Source organism: Streptomyces sp. NPDC007901, from assembly GCF_042959465.1.
GTDB lineage: Bacteria > Actinomycetota > Actinomycetes > Streptomycetales > Streptomycetaceae > Streptomyces.
The window spans coordinates 381785-402366 of record NZ_JBIBKW010000003.1; the positions used below are offsets into that span (position 1 = coordinate 381785).

Here is a 20582-nt window from a genome sequence, read left to right on the forward strand (position 1 = left end):
TCCATAGGGCATGAGCGAGTACCTCCGTCTGCGAGCGGTGCCGGCCCCGGCACTGCGCAACAGCCCGGCCTGGCTGGAACGGCTCTTCGAGAGCGACGCGGAGACCGTCCGGCAACGGGTCCGCCGCCACCGCGAGGAGGTGCTGGACCAGCGCTACCCGGACCAGGAGCGCATCTACGCCGGCACCCCCGCGCACCGTTCCGAGCACCACCCGCACACCCAGGTGGTGCTCGGCGGCCGTCCCGTCTTCCGCACCGACCCGCACCGGCCGCCGCTGCTGGTCCTGACGGCCGCCCAGGCCCGCCGCGTGGCCGGCTTCCTGACGACCGCCGACTTCGACGCCCTCTGGGACGTCGCCCGCGACACACTCCTGCCCCGCTACGGCGGCACAGCCGCAGAACCTCAGACGTGGGGCGCGTTCGCCGCGGCCCACCACGAACTCCGAGCCTTCTACACCCAGACCGCCGACTCCGGCGACGCGGTGGTCAAATGCCAGTCAGAACCCTGACCCTCGCGCCCCCTTCAGCCCTTCGGCCCCGCCGACTGCACCACCTCGAACGACCACAGCATCGACCCGGACGCCGCCGGCTTCGGCCGCTCCCCCTCGCCGCCACCCCGGTGCGCGTCCTTCATCGGCCCCTCCATCCACGCCTGGAACGCCTCCTCGTCCCGCCACCGCGTGTACACCAGGTACTGCTCGGTCCCCTCGACCGGCCGGAGAAGTTCGAACCACTCGAACCCGTCCGAGCCCTCCACCGCATGCGCCCGCGAAGCGAACCGCTTCTCCAGCACCTCCCGCTGCTCGGCGGGCACGGTCAGCACATTGATTTTTACTACGCTAGGCACATGACACCTCTCGTCAAACGGGGCCTCGACTGGACCCCTAACCTGGACCATGTGCGCGCAGTGTCCTACATCCGACAGTCAGGGAAGCGTGAAGACGACTCCGCGTCGTCCCCCGAAGCACAGCGGACCAAGTGCGAGGCGCTGATCACAGCCAAGGGCTGGGACAACGCGGGCCACTTCGCCGACGTCGGTAAATCCGGCTGGGACCCCAAGGTCGTCCGGCCGGAGTTCGAGGAGATGATGTCCGCCGTTCGCGCCGGGCACGTAGACGCAGTGGTCGTGTTCTCGCTGTCCCGTCTCACTCGACAGGGCGCCCTTGAGGCCATGCTGGTCAATGAGGAGTTGGCCAAACACGGCGTGCTGCTCGTCAGCGTCGAAGAGCCCTACCTGGACACGTCCACCCCCATGGGCGTCGCGATCTTCGGCCTTATCGCTGCGCTGGCCCAGCAAGAGTCCGACATGAAGTCGGCGTACATCACGGCGACGAAAGAGACGCTGAGGGCAGCAGGTAGCCACGTGTCCGGCATGGCCCCGTACGGCTTCCAGCCGACGCGTGAGCCGCGCGGCGAACTGGTGGTGGTCAAGCTGGTCCCTGATCCGGCTGAGGCCCCGTACGTGCGCGACATGGTGTCCTGGGCACTGGGCGGCATGACCGCATCGGCCATGGCTCGCAAGCTGAACACTGAGGGCGTACCGACCAAGGCAGCGGACATGTCAGCGCGTGTGACCGCCCGCCGGGCCCGAGGCATTAGCCAGCCGCTGGAGCGTACGACGTGGGTGTCGTCCACTGTGCTCCGCATCCTCCGTGACCCGCGCCTTGCCGGCTACGCCGCCGAACGCCAGGGGACGAAGCGCGTCATCCTGCGCGACGACTCAGGGGCCCCGCTGGCTGTACATGAGCCGATCATTCCGCCGGAAGACTGGTGGCGCCTTCAAGACGTACTCGACGGCCGCGCGCCCCAGGTGGGCCGTCAGGGTGGGCGCTCCGTGCCGTCTCTGCTGGGTGGCGCCGGGATGCTCTTCTGTGGCGTCTGCGGGTCGTCCATGGTGACCGACCGGAGGGAGGGCAAACAACTCTATCGGTGCAACCGGGCCCAGTCCGGCGCCGTACCGGGACACGGTGGTCTGGCCATCAACATGGACGCCGGTGACGACGTGGTGGCCCGTACCGTGTGGTCCCGCCTGACAGCGCTGGACCCCGAAGACCCGGAAGATCTCGAATGGCTCGCCGAGGCCGCACGCCGGTTTGCAGCGCAAGCGGACACGGGCGAGCGACAGGCCGAACTAGCAGCAGCACGCGCCGAGTTGGAGCACGTACGGGAAGCGCTCCGCACGCTGTATGTCGACCGGCAGGCAGGCTTGTACGCGGGTGCCGTGGGTGACCAGATGTTCCGTGAGTCCGTGGAGCGGTTGACGGCGCACGAGGCGCGAACGGCCGGACGCGTGGAAGAACTGGGGACCGCCGAGGCTGGCACGGTGGCGATCCCCTCGGAGTGGACGGACCCGGAGGGCGACCCGCTGGGGCCAGAGTCGACGTGGGCCGGTTGGTCCCTTTCCGAACGACGGGAGTTCCTTGCGCTGTTCGTTGACCGTGTAACCGTGGCACGCAGCGTGGGCAGAGGCCGGAACGCGAACACGGCGGAACGGGTGGCCGTGCACTGGGCGGAGGCACCAGCCAAGTAGGCGCCTGAGCGTCGTTCACGGCCCGTTGTCGGTACCCCCCGGCGGCGGGCCGTGGGCGTTCCTACGGCATTGTGGCCCTGTGGATCGTGTCGGCCGGTGACGAATGACGATGATGACACCGTTCCCGGATTGCCCTACAGCGGTAGAGGGTTATGTTGGTCTCTCCTTTCACCTATTTCGCTGTTGACATGGGATTTTGTTGGTCCACAGAGTCACCTAACGGTTGACCTTTGATCCACCTCCGGTCACCTGTCGGGGTCCTCCGTAGCTTCGCGATCTTGCGGACGGCGGGAAGGCAAGGCTCGGACGCAACTACAGGGAGTCGGATCTTGAGGAAGTACATAGACGACGTGGCCGCCCGTCGTGCGTTGGAAACTGCCGCTACCGACGAGGACTTCGTCCGCCAGGTGCGGAGCCGGACGATTCTTGCGCACAGTCCGCTGAGACTCACCTGGACGCCGTGACCGGGGACCACATGCCGAGCCACTGCTCGGCGCCCCAGGCCTCGAACCGTTCCACCTCGGTGAACCCCAGCTTCGCCGCGAGACGCATCGAGCCTGCGTTGGCGGTCTGGGTGGTGAGCACCACCGGCTCGCCGGGAAGCGCACCGGCGAACCAGCCGAGTGCCGCCGCGCACGCCTCGGTGGCGTACCCGCATCCCCACGCCCGCGGCAGGAACAGATAGCCGAGATCGGCCTTCCCCACGGCAGCAGGGCGACGGTGCCCCGTCGCCCTCCTGAGCAGGATCTGGCCGATCATCGACCCGTCGAGATCGACGACGAAGCTCCCGGGCCACCGCGCGGGCACCCCGGACAGCTCCCGCTCGAGCTCGTCACGCGGGCGGGGGCCGCCGAGGTAGGTGTGCACATCCGGCGACGCGAGCAGTTCGATGAACGCCGCACGGTCGCGGCCCTCGGACTCACGGAGCACGAGCCGCTCGGTCCTGAGCGGCTCAGGCGGCCAGGCCACGGGTCCCAGATCTTCCATCCGCGCGAGCTTACAGGCGCCCCGAGTCAACCGAACGGGAGACGCCCAGTCCGAGCCCGCCACCGCATGCGCCCGGGACGCGGAAGCGCGTTGAGGGCAGTGCACGGGGCCGGCCCGGGTGCAACGGTGCTTGTGCGCCGTGCGGCGCGGTCGGCCTCGTCCCCAATTGCCTCATCACAACAAGGGACAAGGAGGGCGACGTTGCTTGAGTTGAGGCGGCCTGGGGCCTGTAGGGTGAACAAACTCGTGCGTGCCGGACCATCGGCACGCTCATGTGTGAAGGATGCCGATGGACGCTAGCGCTCGGATCGACTCATGTCTGCTGGACGTCGCAGACCTGAGCATGGAAGCGTTGGACGGGCTCCTCGGGGAGCTGCCCGACAACGCGCTGGGCGCGGCGCTGCGACGTATGGTCGACGAGGCGGTCACCGCGGTCGGCGTGCCGTACGCCGCCTTCGACTCCGCGATGATCTGAGCGTCCCGCAGCTTTCTCCCTCCCCTCGCGCCCCTCTGACAGGTGATCAGAATCCGGCAGCTTGAGGCATCGCCCCTCGGGGTATGACCCCGGACACGCTCTGGCACACAGGTGGCACGCCGTCAGGTCGGCCGGAGAGCATTCGGGGGGCGCCTTGGTTCAGGAGCCGTACTTCTTCCTCAGTTATGCGCGGAAGGACAGTCCCGACGAGTTCGTCAAGCGGTTCTACGACGATCTCGTGCAGGAACTCCGCCGGATCGGCGCCGATCCGGCGGCGCAGCCGCCGTTCCGGGACGTCGAGGGGCTGGGCCTGGGCGACGACTGGGCGCGGGTGCTCGGCACCGCGGTCGGGCACTGCCGCGCGTTCGTCGCGCTGTACTCCCCGGCGTACCTGAACAGCGAGTACTGCGGCAAGGAGTGGACGGCCTTCCGGGCGAGGCTGCGGGAGTACCGCCGGGAGACCGGGATCGACGTCCCCGCGCTGGTGCCGGTCCTGTGGGCGCCCATGGAGGGGGAGTTGCCGGAGGAGATCGCCCGCTTCCAGTACCACGAGGCCGACATGGGCCCGGAGTACGTCACGCAGGGCCTGATGCGGGTTTTGCGTGCCGACCCGATGGGCCCGGGGTACAGCCAGGCCGTCCAGAAGGTCGCCGCCCGGGTGAAGATCGCCGCGGACCGCTTCCGGCTCCCCTTCACGTCCGGTCTCGACCTCGGTGAGGTGCGTGGCCTCTTCCCGGTGGCAGGGCGCCGGCGGGCCGCCGCACCGGGCGCCGGGCACGTGGAGGTCTTCCTGGCCGCCGGTGTCGCCGACGAGCTGCCCGAAGGGCGGCACCGGTCGGAGTACTACGGGCGCTCGCCGCGGGAGTGGACGCCGTACCACCCGCCCAAGGACCCCACGGTCGCCCGGCGGGCACAGCGGGTGATCATGGAGTCGGGGCCCTACACCAGCAGTGTCGAGATCGTCGACGCCGAGCTGAGCAGCCGTCTCGACGAATCGATGGCCAACAACCAGACGAGCATCCTGCTGGTCGATCCGTGGGCCGTGCGCACCCCGGTCTACCGGGACGTCCTCGCGGCCTACGACGGTCAGAACCGTCCGGCCACCGGTGTCCTCGTGCCCTGTCATGACTCTGACGAGGAGTCCGGTGACGAGCCGATCTGGGAGGACCTGAGCCGGGTGTTCTGGCGCAACTGGCGCCGGCAGAACGATCCGCACGACCCCCTGTTCCGGGTGCGTGTGGGCGGGGACGAGTTCGACGACCGGCTCGCCGTGATGCTGGCGGTCGCCCAGAACCGGCTGATGGAGATGGAGAGCACCACGTCCTTCCGGTCCCCCACGGGGCCGACTCCGCCCCCGATGACCGGACTCACCATCCCGGGCCCGGCCGTTCCCGCCGACAGGCCGCCGCGGTTCCCGTACCGCGGCGGCGCACCCACACCCCGTCCGAACGCCGCCGAGCCCGGGCAGGAGCCCCTCGGCGGACCATTCGTTCCGAAGGACCCAGACGATGACCAGTAGTCCCAGCGGACCGGGCAAGATCGTCACGTTCTACTCGTACAAGGGCGGCACCGGACGCACCATGGCGCTCGCCAACGTCGGCTGGATCCTCGCCAGCGGTGGTCACCGGGTGCTGCTGGTCGACTGGGACCTGGAAGCCCCGGGCCTGCACCGCTATCTGCACCCGCTGCTGATCGACCCCGAACTGCGCTCGTCCGACGGCCTGATCAACATGATGCAGGCCTATGTGCGCACGGTGCTGAACCCCGACCCGCCCACGGTCCGTGAGACGGTGGGCGGCCCCGGGCAGCGGCGGGCCGCGACCGTCACCGCCGAGGCCGACGACTGGCTGCGAGCCGCCGCGGACCTGAGTCCGTACACCGTCGGTCTGCTGCTGGAACTGCCCGACGGCGGCCAGCTCGACTTCCTGCCCGCCGGCCGGCAATCGGCCGCCTACTCCGCCGCCGTCACCAGCTTCAACTGGCACAGCTTCTACGAACGGCACGGCGGCGGGTACTTCCTCCAGGCACTGCGCGAGGAGATGATCGCAACCTACGACTATGTGCTGATCGACAGCCGGACGGGCGTCAGCGACACCTCCGGTATCTGCACCATCGTCCTGCCCGACGTCCTCGTCGACTGCTTCACGATGAGCGCCCAGAGCATCCGCGGCGGTGTGGACGCGGCGGCCGCGGTACGACGCTCCGCACCCCGCGACATCAAGGTGCTGCCGGTCCCCATGCGGGTCGAGGAGGCGGAGACCGAACGGCTGGAGGCCGGACGGGACTTCTCCCGCTCCGAGTTCGACCCGTTCCTGACCTGGCTCCCGGAAGAGGACCGCAGCCGCTACTGGGGCGAGATCGAGATCCCGTACAAGGCGTTCTACGCCTACGAGGAGATCCCCGCCACCGTCGCCGACCGGCCCCGCCAGGAGCGCTCGCTGCTCACCGCGTTCGAGCGGCTCACCGAATGGATCTCGGACGGCCGGGTACGCCGGCTCACCTCGCTGCCCCCGGACCGGCGGGCCGAGCTGCGCGCCGCCTATCTGCGGGCTCCCCGCGCCCTGCCCACGCAGATCTACCTCAGCTACGCGCCGCTCGGCCGGGTCTGGGCGGAGTGGACGGCGGAGGCCCTGGAAGCGGTCGGCTACCAGGTCTCGCTGCACAGCACGGTCGCCCCGGACGGCAGCGTCCTGCCCGAGGTGGCCGGCACCCTGAGCGGCCAGGGCCGGGTGCTCGCCCTGTTGTCGCCGGAATACGCGACCCAGTCGCGGGCCGCCGCGATCCGCCTCCAGCTGGCCGGGCACGAGACGCTCGGCGGCCCCGGCCTGGTCGCCGTCCGTCTCCAGGACCTGGACCCGGCCGCCGCGGGCCCGTACCTCGACAACACGCTCGCCGACCTCAGCCGGAGCGGTCCGGCCGAGGCCGTCGACCAGCTCCTGTCGGTCCTCGGGCCGCCCTCGGGCCGGCGTCTCCCGGACGGGTCCGCCGCGGCCGCCGCAGCGAACCTGCCCGGCTTCCCCGGCTCGATGCCGGCGGCCCAGCGCCTGCCGTCGCGCAACATCTCCTTCACCGGACGCGGCCCGCTCCTGGAACGGCTGCGTGACCACTTCACCGGCGGGCCCACCGCCGCCGTGCCCAGCCAGGCGCTGTACGGGCTCGGCGGCATGGGGAAGACGCAGACCGCGCTCGAGTACGCCCACAGGTACAAGTCGTCGTACGACGTGGTCTGGTGGATGGACGCCGCCCAGCCCGGCTTCATCCGCTCCGCCCTCGCCGACCTCGCCCCCTACCTCGGCCTGGTGAAGGGCGAGGACGTGGGCAGCACCGCCGAGGCCGTGCTGCGCGCCCTCGGACAGGGACAGCCCTACGAACGCTGGCTCCTGGTGTACGACAACGCCGGCAACCCCAAGGAACTCGACGGACTCCTGCCGTCGGGACCACCCGGCGGACATGTGCTGGTCACCTCGCGGGACCGGGCCTGGGTCAACAGCGCGGGGCGGGCCGAGGTGGAGGTCTTCACCCGCGAGGAGAGCGTCGAACTGCTGCACAGGTTCAGCCCGTTGCTCTCCACCGAGGACGCGGAGGAGATCGCCCACGAACTCGGCGACCTGCCCCTCGCGGTGGGGCAGACGGCGACCTGGCTGAGCGAGAGCAACATGCCGGTCGACCGCTACCTCGCCCAGTTGCGCGACCGCCCCGCCGACATCCTCGAGACCACCCAGCTGTCGCCCCGGGAGTACCCCAACTCCGCCGCCCGGACCTGGCAGATCGCGGTGGAGGACCTGCGCAGGCGCGACCGGGCCGCCGCCGAGATGCTGGAGATCTGCTCCTTCTTCGGCCCCGAACCCATCCCCATGCGGCTGCTCTACGGGCGCGCCGTCACCCAGGCCCTGACCGCGGACACGGACGAACCCCGTGACGAGATGGCCGTCGCCCAACTGCTGCGCCTCCTCAACCGGTACGGACTGGCCCGCAGCGACCAGGGCAGCGAGACCCTGACCGTGCACCGACTGGTCCAGGCGGTCATCCGGGACGGGGTCGGCGAGCAGCGCTGGACGGAACTGCGCAGGGTGGTGCACGCGGCGCTGGCGGACGCCAACCGGGACAACAACCCGGAGGCCACCGCCGACTGGGACAAGTACGACGAACTCCTGCCCCACCTGGAGCCCTCCCGCGCGTCCGCCGACCCCAACCCCGAGGTCCGCAAGCTGATCGTCGACTCGGTGCGCTACCTGTGGAAGCGCAGCCTGTACAGCACGGCCCACGACCTCGCCGAACGCACCCTGGAACGCTGGGGGCGGTCGGACTTCCCAGGCGGCCCCGACGACACGCACACCCTGTTGCTGCGCACCCAACTGGGCAATGTGCTGCGCTCGCAGGGGCGGCTGGAGGAATCGTACGAACTCGACATCGACGTGCTGGACAGGTTCACCCGCACCAAGGGCGCCGAGTATCCGGCCACCCTCGCCGCGGCCGGCAACGTCGGCGCCGACCTGCGGGCCCTCGGCCGCTACCAGGAGGCCCGCGTGCTGGACCGGAACACCTATCAGGCGGCGTACGCCGAGTTCGGCGAGGACCACCAGCGCACCCTCATGTACGCCAACAACCTGGGCATGTCCGAATACCTGGCGGGCGACCGCCAGGCCGCCCTGGAACTGCACCGCTCGGCCTACGAACGGCAGCGGCAGAACCAGGGCAGCATGAAACCGCGCACCCTGAACCTCGCCAACAACTACGCGCGAGACCTGCGCGAGACCGGGGAGCTCCGGCAGGCGCTGACCCTGCTGGAGACCACCACCCGCCTCTACCAGCAGCTGCTCGGCGACGGACACAGCGACACCCTGCGGGCGCGCAAGAACCTGGCCGTTGCCCTGTGCCGGGACGGCCGGTACGCCGAGGCCCGCGACATCGACGAGGACATCTACCACCGCTACCAGCAGGCCCATGGCCCCGACCACTACGACACCCTGGGCGCCGCCTGCAGCCTGGCCGGCGACCTGGCCGCGCTCGGCGACATCACGCGGGCGCTGGAGCTCACGGAGCGGGCCCTCGGCCGCTACAAGGACTACCTGGGCGAGAGGCATCCGGTCACCCTGGTCTGCGCCAACAACATGTCGGTGTATCTGCGACTGCAGGGCCGCGCGGCGGAGGCCCTCGCGCTCTCGGGAAGCACCGCCCAACACCTGCGCGAGGTCCTCGGGGAGGCCCACCCGCACACCTTCTGCTGCATGCTCAACCACGCCAACGACCTGGTGGCGGCAGGCCGGATCCAGGAGGCCGTCGACACGGAGACCACGGCGCGGCAGGGGCTGCTGGCCGCGTTGGGGCCCGACCACTACGACTCCATCGGCAGCGGCTCCAACCTCTCGCTGACCCTGCGCGACCTGGGCCGTACGGCGGAGGCGGACGCCCTGCGCGCGGACGCCCTGGCCCGCGCCAGGCGCACCTTGGGGGAGCGGCATCCGACGACGCTGGCGGTCGCCCAGGGGGTGCGGCTGGATTCCGACATCGAGCCGCCGACCACGTGAGAGGCGCATGGTGCCGCGGCAGAAGTGCGGGCCGTCCTGGAACCGGTGAGTCCGGGAACTGACGGGCTGTAGGATGCCGCCACCCGCCAGTACCCGTTCCCGTGTCGGCCCGGCCGTCGGCGGGAGCGGCTCCGGTGCGCCCCAGCGAGGCTGGCCCATGGTCCCGTTCCGGCAGTTCCTGTTGAAGATCCACAGTCGCTGCAATCTCGCGTGCGACTACTGCTACGTCTACGAGTCGGTGGACCAGAGCTGGCGCGACCGCCCCCGTGTCATGGCCCCGGGCACCGTGCGCCGGACGGCCGCGCTGATCGCCGAGCACGCCCGCCGGCACGGCCTGACCGAGGTCCACGTCGTCCTGCACGGCGGTGAGCCGCTGCTGGTGGGGGCGGTGCGGCTGGACGCCCTGCTGCGCGAACTCGCCGACGCCCTGCACGAGGTGGCGGAACTGCGGCTCACCCTGCAGACCAACGGCCTGCGGCTGGTGGAGGACCCCGCACTGCTGCCGGTCCTGGCCCGCCACGGAGTCCGGGTCGGGGTCAGCCTCGACGGCACGGCCGCCACGCACGACCGGCACCGCCGGCGCCCCGACGGCCGCGGCAGCCACGCCGACGTGGCACGGGCGCTGCGCCTCCTCGCCGACGGGCCCTACCGCGCCCTCTACGCCGGGGTGCTGTGCACCGTCGACCTGGCCGCCGACCCCGTCGAGACCTACGAGGCGCTGCTGGAGTTCGCACCGCCCCAGCTCAACCTCCTCCTGCCGCACGGCACCTGGGACAGTCCGCCGCCCGGCCTGGCCGACCGGACCGGCCCGCCCCGCACGGCGCCCGGCGCCGTCCCCGAGGAACCGGTGCCGTACGCGCGCTGGCTGTGCGCGGTGTTCGACCGGTGGTACGACGCACCGCGCCGGGAGACCGGGATCCGGCTCTTCGAGGAGATCCTGGTGCTGCTCCTCGGCGGTGCCGCCCGCAGCGAGACCGTCGGACTGACCCCGGTCGACCTCGTGGTGGTCGAGACCGACGGCACGATCGAGCAGGCCGACTCGCTCAAGGTGACCTATCCCGGGGCCCCGGACACCGGTCTGGACGTCTTCCGCCACACCTTCGCCGACGCCGCCCGCCACGAGGCCTTCCGGGCCCGGCAGCGCGGGCTGGCCGGCCTCGGCCCCGTCTGCACCGCCTGCCCCCGCGCGACGGTCTGCGGTGGCGGCCTGTACGCCCACCGCTACCATCCCGGGTCAGCGCCGACCCCCTTCGCCGCCCCGTCCGTCTACTGCCGGGATCTCGCCGTCCTCGTCGACCACATCGCCGACCGGCTGCGCCCGGGCGTCACGGCGTTCCGCGCGGCGGTGGAGCCGGCGGCGACATGACGGCGCCCGGCGCCCGGTCCACCCGCGAGGAGCAAGCCCCCGTGCCCGTACCGCCTTCCGTCCCACCCTCCGCCCTCGGCACCCTCGTCATGCACGACTTCGCACCGGACCTGTTCGACGCCGTCGCCCGCGCCCGCGGCGGCACCGCGGCCGTGGCCGAGCTGAGGCGCGGCCAGCTCAGCAAACGCAAGCTGCTGTTGGTGGCCGTCCGCCGGTCGCTGCCGCCCGGCACCGGCACCGGCTTCGACGAGGCGTACCGGCGGCTGGCCGCGCTGTCCCGCGACGATCCGGACCGCTGGCGGGAGACGATGCTCCACCCCTATCTGGACGAGGGCCTGGCCCGGGTTCTGGCCGGGTGTGCGCACGGCGGTCGGCCCGACCTCTCCTGGTTCGGCGAGCTGGTCGACGGCGGACCGGCCGCGCTGTCCGGACCGCACCGGCTGTCCACCGAGTGCGACGGCGTGGTGCTGCGGCTGCGGCTGGCCGACCGCGGCCCGTTCCGCGACGTCCACGGCTACACCCCCGCCGAGCCGCTGGGCTCCGACGAGGTCGAGCAGTGGCAGCGGGCCCTGGACGGTGCCTGGCAGATCCTGGTCCGCCGGCATCCCTGGCACGCCCGGGCCGTCGCCGCCTGCGTGTCCACCCTGGTGCCGCTCCGCCCGGTGCCGGGCGGCACATCGGTCAGCTCCGCGGCCCGCCGGGCCCACGGCGCCGTCGCCCTCTCCCCGCCCGGCGATCCCGTGCTCCTGGCCCTCACCCTGGTCCACGAGTTCCTGCACATCCAGCTCGGGGCCCTGCTGGACCTGGTCCCCCTGCACGGACCGGCGTCATCGGCCCGCTATCACGCCCCCTGGCGCCCCGACCCCCGGCCGCTGGACGCGCTCCTCCAGGGGACCTACGCCCACCTGGGCGTCTGCGACTTCTGGCACACCGAACGGCGGGCCGTCGCGCCGTGTCCCCGGGCCGAGCGCGAGCACGCCACCTGGTACGGGTACACCTGCGGTGCCGTGGACACGCTCCTCGGCAGCGGCGAACTCCTCCCGGCCGGCCGCCGCTTCACCGAGGGGATGCGCGAGGCCCTCGCCCGGCTGAGCGGAGACTGAGCCCGGCGCCGTGCCGGTCCGTGCCGGACACCGGACACCACAGCTCACAGCCAGTCCCAAGAATTCATCGAACTCACGTACAACCCTTACCCCTTCAAGGGGGTCTCCTGAGCGCCGGACAGCTTCGAGTCCGGACGTCCGCCGGGTGCGGACGGCCCCCGCATGCCGCAGGAGACAACCCGCATGCACACGTTCCCGCGACTCGCCCTCGCGACGGCCACCGCGGCCGCGCTGACAGGCGGTCTGCTCACGTTCTCGGCCGCTTCGGCATCGGCCGCGGACTCCGTCAAGGTCGCACGCGCCGACTTCAACGGCGACGGCTACGGCGACATCGCCACCTCGGCGGCCACCGCCTACGTCAGCGGCCACAAGAACGCCGGCCAGGTCGTCGCCCTCTACGGCTCCGCCTCCGGCGTCACGACCACCAAGCGCACCACCCTCAGCCAGAACAGCGCCGGTGTCCCCGGCACCGCCGAGGCCGGCGACGACTTCGGCTACGACCTGGCGTACGCCGACTTCAACGGCGACGGCTACGACGACCTCGCCGTCGGCGCGCCGTCCGAGAAGGTCGGCACCGACACCAACGGCGGCACCGTCACCCTGCTGTGGGGCTCCAAGAGCGGGCTCACCGGCAAGGGCGTCGACATCAAGGACCCGTCGCCGAGCGGCCACGACTACTGGGGTCTGAACCTCGCCGCCGGCGACTTCGACGGCGACGGCAAGGCCGACCTCGCCGTCGGCAGCTCCGCCGCCACCCTGTGGGTGTTCAAGGGCGGCTTCTCCAGCACCGGCACCCCCGGCGGCCGTTACACCGTCAAGCCGCCGATCGAGCCCGGCAGCAACTCCGACCCCTACGGCCCGATGCACCTCACCGCCGGTGACGTCAACGGCGACGGCCGTACCGACCTGATCGTCGACGGGTACGAGACGAAGACCAGCAACCACTGGAACACCAACTACTGGCTGCCGGGCACCTCCAACGGCCTGACCGCCACCGGCGCCAAGGCCCTGAAGAACGGCATCGTCACCGGCATCGGCGACATCAACGGCGACGGCTTCGGCGACATCGTCAGCGGCGCCTCCTGGGACACCACCACCAGCGAGGGCACCGCCGTCCCGGACTCCGCCAAGGGCGGCCGGGTGGCCATCACCTACGGCAGCGCCTCCGGCCCCGGCAAGGCCACCATGTTCAACCAGAACAGCGGCAGCGTCCCCGGCACCTCGGAGAAGGGCGACGGCTTCGGCTGGGACCTCGACCTCGGTGACGTCAACGGCGACGGCTACGCCGACCTGGTCGTCTCCACGCCCAACGAGGACATCGGCAGCAACACCAACACCGGCCAGGTCACCGTCCTGTACGGCGCGAAGACCGGGATCAACCTCGCCTCCGGCGCCCAGTCCTTCGCCCAGAGCACGGCCGGCGTCCCCGGCGACGACGAGAAGAACGACCTCTTCGGCGCCGACGTCAAGCTCGACGACGTCACCGGCGACGGCCGGGCCGACCTGGTCGTCGGCTCGTACGAGAACGGCGGCGACGGCGCGGTGACCTACCTGCCGTCCAACGGCTCGAAGATCACCACGACCGGCTCGCGGGCCCTCGCGGCCGGCAAGGTGGGCATCTCGACGACCGGCGTCCCGCAGTTCGGCGCCATCTTCGGCGACTGATCCACGATCCACCGGCCGGAAGACCCTCCCCGTACCCCGTACCCCGTACGGAGAGGGTCTTCCGGCACCCCCGCACACCCGCGGACCCGTGAACCTCCGTCACCCTTCACGCCGACTACAGGAGTTCTCTCCCGTGAACGGACACCACCGCCGTCGCCTCGCCCTCGCGACCGTCACCGCCGCCGCGCTGACCGGCGGACTGCTGACCCTCTCGGCCCCCGCCGCGTCCGCCGCCACGGCCCGCGCCTACAAGGCCGACTTCAACCACGACGGCTACGGCGACGTCGCCTTCGCCGCCCCCTACGCCAAGGTCGGCGGCAAGAACATGGCCGGGTACGTCGCCGTGGTCTACGGCAGCTCCTCCGGGCTCAACCCCGCCAAGCGCACGATCGTCAGCCAGAACACCACCGGTGTCCCCGGCACCGCCGAGACCGAGGACTTCTTCGGCGACGCGCTCGCCGTGGCCGACTTCAACAAGGACGGCTACACCGACCTCGCCGTCGGCGCGCCCGGCGAGGACAACGGCACGGACACCGACGGCGGTTCGGTCACCATCCTGTGGGGTTCGGCGAGCGGCCTGAAGAACGGTACGACGGTCAAGGACCCCTCGGCGACCAAGCACGAGGCCTGGGGCTCGGTCCTGGCCGCCGGCGACTTCAACGGCGACGGCAAGGCGGACCTGGCGTCCGGCACGGCCGGGTCGTACGCCTACATCGTCAAGGGCGGCTTCACCAAGTCCGGCACCACCGGCGGTACCCAGAAGGTCCCGACCCCGGAGAAGGCGGAGTTCGGCATCGACGCGCTCGCCGCGGGCGACACCAACGGCGACAAGAAGGCCGACCTCGTCCTCACCTACCGCACCGCGCTCGCCTCGGACCCGTCGGGCAGCTGGTCCAAGGGCGCCGCCTACCTCGGCGCGTCCACGGGCGTGGTCACGACCAAGCCGCGCCCGTTGAACGGCGGCACCTCCCTCGCCCTGGGCGACATCGACGGCGACGGCTACGACGAGATCGCCATCGGCAACGTCTTCGCGAAGGAGGACGACCACACGGGCACCCTCGGCGGCCAGGTCACCGTCATCCGCGGCAGCAAGGGCGGCCCGGTCAACGGCGACGCCCCCATGGCCGAGCTCACCCAGTCCGCCACCGGCGTCCCCGGCACCGACAAGGAGGGCGACGGCTTCGGCGGCTCCGTCTCCATCGGGGACACCAACGGCGACGGCTACGGCGACCTCGCCATCGGCGTCGTCTTCAAGGACATCGGCGCGGCCGAGGACACCGGTCTCGTCGTGCTGATGAACGGCTCGGCCGACGGCGTCTCCCGCACCGGCGCCCGCACGATATCCCAGAACACCACCGGGGTCCCCGGCACCAACGAGTCCATGGACTACTTCGGCTCCGACCTCGTGCTCTCGGACGTCAACAAGGACGGCAAGGCGGACCTGACCGTCGCGGCCGGCTTCGAGGACGAGGGCGTCGGCGCGGTCACCGCCCTGCGCGGCAGCGCCTCCGGCATCACCGCCACCGGCGCCAAGTCCTTCGGCCCAGGCACCTTCGGGCTCTCCCGCACGTACGGCGCGTTCGGCACCGGCCTCACCGGCTGACGCGCGCTCACTGGCTGACGCGCGCTCACCCGAAGCCGCGTCGCCTCACCACCTCACGGGGGGAATCCATGCACAAGCGCACCACCCTGCTCCTCGCCACGGCCCTCACCACCGGCCTGCTCACCGCCCTGCCCGCCGCCACCGCCTCCGCCGCCCCCTCGGGCCTGTCCGGGGACTTCAACGGCGACGGCTACCGCGACCTCGCGATCGCCGCGCCCATCGCCAAGGTCTCCGGCAAGTCCGGGGCCGGCTACGTGGCGGTCGTCTACGGCACCAAGAACGGCCTCGACACCACCAAGCGCCAGATCATCAGCCAGGCCACCACCGGCGTCCCCGGCACCCCGGCCTCCGGCGACTACTTCGGCGACCGGCTCACCTCCGGCGACCTGGACGGCGACGGCTACACCGACCTGGTCGTGGGCGTGCACAGCGAGCGGATCGGCAGCACCGACTCCTACGGCAACGTGACCGTGCTCTGGGGCGGCGCGAGCGGCCTCAAGGGCGCCAGCAACCTCACCTCGCCGCTGCCGAGGTACCGAAACGAACTCGGCTGGGCGCTGGCGGCCGGCGACTTCGACGGCGACGGCCACACCGACCTGGCCGTCGGCAACAACTCCACGCCGTCCCTGAACATCTTCCGCGGCCCCTTCACCCGCAAGGGCAAGGCGGCCGCCCTGGTCGGCATCGACACGGTCGACCAGACCACGATCTACTCCGACAAGCTGATCGCGGGCGACGTCAACGGCGACGGGAAGACCGACCTGCTGGTCATGGGCCAGGAGGAGACCGCCTCCGGCGACTACCGCACCCGCAGCGTCCTCTACACCGGAACCAGCGCCACCGGCGGCACCCTCAAGGTCGGCAAGAAGCTCGCCGGCGGCTACGACGCGGTCATCGCCGACGTCAACAAGGACGGCTACGGCGACATCGTCACCGGCAACTTCATGGAGAAGTCGGCCACCGAGCCCAACGGCGGCCTCGGCGGCGCGGTCACCGTGACGTACGGCGCGGCCGGCGGCCTCAGCGGCCGTACGCCGGTCCGGATCACCCAGGACACGGCGGGCGTGCCGGAGAAGGGCGAGAAGAACGACGGCTTCGGCTGGAGCCTGTCCGCCGGGGACGTCAACGGCGACGGGTACGCGGACATCGCCGTCGGCGCCTACGCCGAGACGCTCGGCACGAAGAAGCAGGCGGGCACGGTCACCGTGCTGCGCGGTTCGGCGAGCGGCCTGACCGGCAGCGGCGCCAAGCTCTTCTCCCAGGACACCGCGGGCGTGCCCGGCACCGCCCAGTCCCAGGACTTCTTCGGCTCCTCGGTCCGTCTCACCGACGCCAACCGCGACGGCCGCGCCGAACTGATCGCGGGTGCCTACGGCGAGAGCCGCGGCGCCGGCACCGTCTGGCTCTTCAAGTCCACCACCGCCGGCGTCACGGCAAGCGGCTCCAAGACCTTCACCGGCACCACCCTGGGCGGCCCGTCGGGCACCGCCTACTTCGGCGACGTACTGGAGGGCTGACCATGCGCGTCCGTACGGCGGCGCCCCTCGCCGCACTCCTCACCGCGGGCCTCGTCCCGCTCGCCACACCGGCCTCCGCCACACCCGCGCCCGCCGTGTTCGCCCCCTACGCGGACGACTTCAACGGCGACGGCTACCACGACCTCGCCACCGCCGCCCCGGGCGCCACGGTCGGCGGCCGGTCGCGGGCCGGTGCCGTGGTCGTCACCTACGGCTCCGCGTCCGGCGTCCGGGCCTCGCACCGCACGGTCGTCACCCAGAACTCGGCGGCCGTCCCCGGCACGGCCGAGAAGGGCGACGCGTTCGGCTCGGCGCTCGCCTCCGGGGACCTGAACCGCGACGGCTACGCGGACCTGGTCGTCGGCGCAGACGGCGAGAACGGCGGCGCCGGGACGGTGACGATCCTCTGGGGGAGCGCGAAGGGCCTCACCGGAGGCCGTACCGTCCCCGACCCGGCCGCCTCCTCCCATCACCGCTTCGGCATGTCCCTGGCGGTCGGCGACTTCACCGCCGACGGCCGGGCCGACCTGGCCGTCGGCAGCACCGGCGCCGACGTGCAGATCTTCCGGGGCGGCTTCACCAAGACCCACGGAGCCGCGTCCCGCACCTGGGTGGTGCCCTCCCTGGCCACCGGCGACAGCTACGGCTCCCGGTCGCTGGCCGCAGGCGACATCAACGGCAACGGCGTCGACGACCTGGTGATCAGCGGCAGGTTCCGGACCGGGAGCGGCGAATACGTCGACGGCAACCTGGTGTACCTGGGCGCGGACTCCCGGCCGAAGGCGCTGCGGATGCTGGTGGACGGCGGCAAGCAGCGGGCGGTCCTCGGCGACGTCAACGGGGACGGTTACGACGACATCGTCACCTCCGACGTCCTCGTCTACAACGACACGGCCGGGCCCGGCGAGGTCCTCGCCTACCTGGGCGGCGCCCACGGCGTGAGCCCCACCCCGCAGGCGGCCCTCACCCAGGACAGCCCCGGCGTTCCGGGCGCCACCCGGGCGCCGGGCACCTCCTCGTTCGGCGCCGCGCTCTCCGTCGGCGACGTCGACGGCGACGGCTACGCGGACGTGGCGGTCGGTACGCCCTACGAAGGGGTCACCGCGGCCCCGCAGACCGGCACCGTCACGCTGCTGCGCGGCTCCGCCGCCGGCCTGACCGGCGAGGGCGCGACCCGCTGGACCCAGAACACGCCCGGTGTCCCGGACCTCAACGAGACCGACGACTTCTGGGGCAGCGCCGTCCGCCTGGCCGACCTCGACGGCGACCACCGGGCCGATCTGGCGGTCGGCGCCCGGCACGAGAACGGTGGACAGGGCGCGGTATGGACCCTGCCCGGCTCCGCCACGGGCCTGACGACGACCGGCGCGGTCTCCTTCCACGCGGCGTCGGTGGGTGTGTCGGGGTCGGCCGCGGGGCTGGGTTCCCTGTTCGGGCAGTGAGTACCGGCGACCGGCAGGGGACTTCAGGGTCTGCCCTTGGATTCCCCTTAGGTCGCCCTTAGGGGATGTCACAGGTCTGCCGCAATGGCGGGCTCGGGCGGCCGAGCCCGCACACGCCTCCGCGGGACCAGGTACGTTCGAGGACGTGGCTGGATTCAGGATCGGACGCGGCGGCCGGGACGACCGTGCCCCGCACACGCGACCGCAACAACCCGCGTACGGGCAGCAGGCGCCGCCCCAGAACTACGGGGGGCAGCCGGGGCCGTCGTACGGACACCCGGCGGCCCCGCAGCCGTACCCGCACCACGGTGGCGGGTCCGGCTGGCCGCAGGCGCGTGGCGGGCACCCGGGCCGGACGCAGCCCGGCGGCGACGGCCCGGAGTACTTCGGCGACGACAACGGCTACGGCGGTTACGGAAGACAGGACGGCCAGGGCCCCGGCGCCCCCGACCCGTACGCGGCGAACCAGCCGGGCCACACCCAGGCCTTCTCGGTCGACGAGGCCGGCGCGTACACGCAGGGTGCGACCTACCACGCCGGTTCGGCGGCGCCGTCCGGTCCGATCGGGCCGCGCCTGCACTGGAAGGACCTGCTGCGGGGGATCGTGCTCGCCCCCAACCAGACCTTCCTCCAGATGCGGGACTACGCGATGTGGGCCCCCGCCCTCATCGTCACCTTCCTCTACGGCCTGCTCGCCGTCTTCGGCTTCGACGGCGCCCGCTCGGACGCGATCAACGCCACCCTCACCAACGCGGTCCCGATCGTCCTGGTGACGGCGATCGCGATGGTGATCTCCGCGTTCGTGCTCGGCGTGGTGACCCACACCCTCGCCCGCCAGCTGGGCGGCGACGGGGCCTGGCAGCCCACGGTCGGCCTCTCCATGCTGATCATGTCGATCACCGACGCCCCCCGTCTCCTCTTCGCCATGTTCTTCGGCGGCGACGCGGGCTTCGTCCAGATCCTCGGCTGGGTCACCTGGATCGCCGCGGGCGCCCTGCTCACGCTGATGGTCGGCAAGTCCCACGACCTCCCCTGGCCGAAGGCCCTGGGCGCGTCGGCGATCCAGCTGATCGCGCTGCTGTCGATCGTGAAACTCGGCACGTTCTGAGCGGCACCGCCGACATGAGAAGGGCCCCCGGCTGCCTCGCCGGGGGCCCTTCTTCGGTGCCTGCGCACCTACCTCACGCGTCCAGGACCTGCCCGGCCCTCTTCACCACGGGCGGTTCGACACTCCACGGGAAGTTGATCCAGTCGTCGGTCCGCTTCCACACGTACTCGCACTTCACGAGGGAGTGGGACTTCTCATAGATCACCGCGGACCGCACCTCGGCGACCGTGTCCAGACAGAAGTCGCGGACGAGCTTGAGCGTCTTGCCGGTGTCGGCGACGTCGTCCGTGATGAGGACCTTCTTGTCGCTGAAGTCGATGACATTGGGGACGGGCGCGAGCATGACCGGCATGTCGAGGGTCGTCCCCACCCCGGTGTAGAACTCGACGTTCACCAGGTGCAGGTTCTTGCAGTCGAGGGCGTAGGCGAGCCCACCGGCGACGAACACCCCGCCGCGCGCGATGGAGAGCACTATGTCCGGCTCGTACCCGTCGTCGGCGATGACCTGCGCGAGTTCGCGCACAGCGACCCCGAACCGCTCGTACGTCAGATTCTCCCGTATGTCAGCGCTCATGGTCGGCCCCTCACACCTGCGTCCGATGGAAATTGAGGTAGGAGCGGGAGGCGGTGGGTCCGCGCTGCCCCTGGTAGCGGGAGCCGTAGCGCTCACTGCCGTAGGAGTGCTCGGCGGGGGAGGAGAGCCGGAACATGCACAGCTGCCCGATCTTCATGCCCGGCCACAGCTTGATGGGCAGGGTCGCGAGATTGGAGAGCTCCAGGGTCACGTGCCCGCTGAACCCCGGGTCGATGAACCCGGCGGTGGAGTGGGTGACGAGCCCGAGCCGCCCGAGCGAGGACTTCCCCTCCAGCCGCGAGGCGAGATCGTCGGGAAGCGAGATGACCTCGTACGTCGAGGCGAGCACGAACTCACCGGGGTGGAGGATGAAGGGCTCGTCGCCCTCCGGCTCCACGAGCCGGGTGAGGTCCGGCTGCTCGACGGAGGGGTCGATGTGCGGGTACCGGTGGTTCTCGAACACCCGGAAGAACCGGTCCAGCCGCACGTCGATGCTCGACGGCTGCACCATGGATTCGTCGTAGGGATCGATCCGTACCCGCCCGGCGTCGATCTCGGCCCGGATGTCCTTGTCTGAGAGAAGCACGCCCCGAGGATACGCAAGGCGCGCGGACCCACGACAATCGTGACGAGTCCACGCGCCTGTGTGACTGCTGTTTCCTACTGCTTCTGCTGTGCCTCTGCC

16 protein-coding genes are annotated in these 20582 nt (G+C 71.4%); 12 read left to right on the forward strand and 4 right to left on the reverse strand.

The window, feature by feature from the left end; all coding sequences use genetic code 11:
• The first annotated feature begins 10 nt into the window (after positions 1-10).
• Positions 11-508: a DUF1877 family protein gene (locus ACFZDK_RS12050; protein WP_390971902.1), complete on the forward strand. Its 498-nt coding sequence runs from the start codon at positions 11-13 to the stop codon at positions 506-508.
• Positions 509-522: 14 nt separating this feature from the next.
• Here ACFZDK_RS12050 and ACFZDK_RS12055 read toward each other — a convergent pair whose 3' ends face one another.
• Complete coding sequence (locus ACFZDK_RS12055) at positions 523-846, reverse strand: antibiotic biosynthesis monooxygenase (protein WP_390971903.1); 324 nt, start codon at positions 844-846, stop codon at positions 523-525.
• On the opposite strand from ACFZDK_RS12055, the gene ACFZDK_RS12060 reads away from it, so the two are divergent.
• The gene (locus ACFZDK_RS12060; protein ID WP_390971904.1) at positions 847-2529 is read left to right on the forward strand and encodes a recombinase family protein; all 1683 of its coding nucleotides are present in this window, start codon (positions 847-849) and stop codon (positions 2527-2529) included.
• A 447-nt stretch (positions 2530-2976) separates the two neighbouring features.
• Here ACFZDK_RS12060 and ACFZDK_RS12065 read toward each other — a convergent pair whose 3' ends face one another.
• Positions 2977-3516, reverse strand: a complete 540-nt coding sequence (locus ACFZDK_RS12065) for a GNAT family N-acetyltransferase (protein WP_390971905.1) — start codon at positions 3514-3516, stop codon at positions 2977-2979.
• 289 nt (positions 3517-3805) lie between these two features.
• On the opposite strand from ACFZDK_RS12065, the gene fxsA reads away from it, so the two are divergent.
• From fxsA to ACFZDK_RS12115, 10 genes are all read left to right on the forward strand, one after another.
• Positions 3806-3991 carry an FxSxx-COOH cyclophane-containing RiPP peptide gene (gene fxsA / locus ACFZDK_RS12070; protein ID WP_390971906.1) on the forward strand — a complete coding sequence of 62 codons (186 nt, stop codon included), beginning with the start codon at positions 3806-3808 and terminating at the stop codon, positions 3989-3991.
• A 154-nt stretch (positions 3992-4145) separates the two neighbouring features.
• Positions 4146-5510, forward strand: a complete 1365-nt coding sequence (gene fsxC / locus ACFZDK_RS12075; protein ID WP_390971907.1) for an FxsC protein — start codon at positions 4146-4148, stop codon at positions 5508-5510.
• Positions 5500-9519 (forward strand): FxSxx-COOH system tetratricopeptide repeat protein, encoded by a 4020-nt coding sequence (fxsT, locus tag ACFZDK_RS12080; RefSeq protein ID WP_390971908.1) that lies wholly within the window; start codon positions 5500-5502, stop codon positions 9517-9519. Before fsxC ends, fxsT begins: the two co-directional genes overlap by 11 nt.
• Before the next feature lie 157 nt (positions 9520-9676).
• Complete coding sequence (locus ACFZDK_RS12085) at positions 9677-10885, forward strand: FxsB family cyclophane-forming radical SAM/SPASM peptide maturase (RefSeq protein ID WP_390971909.1); 1209 nt, start codon at positions 9677-9679, stop codon at positions 10883-10885.
• A gap of 41 nt (positions 10886-10926) precedes the next feature.
• Positions 10927-11988 carry an aKG-HExxH-type peptide beta-hydroxylase gene (locus tag ACFZDK_RS12090; protein WP_390971910.1) on the forward strand — a complete coding sequence of 354 codons (1062 nt, stop codon included), beginning with the start codon at positions 10927-10929 and terminating at the stop codon, positions 11986-11988.
• 183 nt (positions 11989-12171) lie between these two features.
• Positions 12172-13653 (forward strand): FG-GAP-like repeat-containing protein, encoded by a 1482-nt coding sequence (locus ACFZDK_RS12095; RefSeq protein ID WP_390971911.1) that lies wholly within the window; start codon positions 12172-12174, stop codon positions 13651-13653.
• 133 nt (positions 13654-13786) lie between these two features.
• Positions 13787-15256 carry an FG-GAP-like repeat-containing protein gene (locus tag ACFZDK_RS12100; protein ID WP_390971912.1) on the forward strand — a complete coding sequence of 490 codons (1470 nt, stop codon included), beginning with the start codon at positions 13787-13789 and terminating at the stop codon, positions 15254-15256.
• A 68-nt stretch (positions 15257-15324) separates the two neighbouring features.
• Positions 15325-16773: an FG-GAP-like repeat-containing protein gene (locus ACFZDK_RS12105; RefSeq protein WP_390971913.1), complete on the forward strand. Its 1449-nt coding sequence runs from the start codon at positions 15325-15327 to the stop codon at positions 16771-16773.
• Between the two features lie 2 nt (positions 16774-16775).
• Entirely contained in the window at positions 16776-18215 is a 1440-nt protein-coding gene (locus ACFZDK_RS12110; RefSeq protein ID WP_390971914.1) for an FG-GAP-like repeat-containing protein, read from the forward strand.
• 145 nt (positions 18216-18360) lie between these two features.
• Positions 18361-19323 (forward strand): YIP1 family protein, encoded by a 963-nt coding sequence (locus tag ACFZDK_RS12115; protein ID WP_390971915.1) that lies wholly within the window; start codon positions 18361-18363, stop codon positions 19321-19323.
• A gap of 73 nt (positions 19324-19396) precedes the next feature.
• On the opposite strand, the gene ACFZDK_RS12120 is transcribed toward ACFZDK_RS12115, so the two are convergent.
• Entirely contained in the window at positions 19397-19897 is a 501-nt protein-coding gene (locus ACFZDK_RS12120; RefSeq protein ID WP_390971916.1) for a phosphoribosyltransferase family protein, read from the reverse strand.
• A gap of 10 nt (positions 19898-19907) precedes the next feature.
• Positions 19908-20483 carry a dCTP deaminase gene (gene dcd, locus ACFZDK_RS12125; RefSeq protein ID WP_133023558.1) on the reverse strand — a complete coding sequence of 192 codons (576 nt, stop codon included), beginning with the start codon at positions 20481-20483 and terminating at the stop codon, positions 19908-19910.
• Positions 20484-20582: the final 99 nt, after the last annotated feature.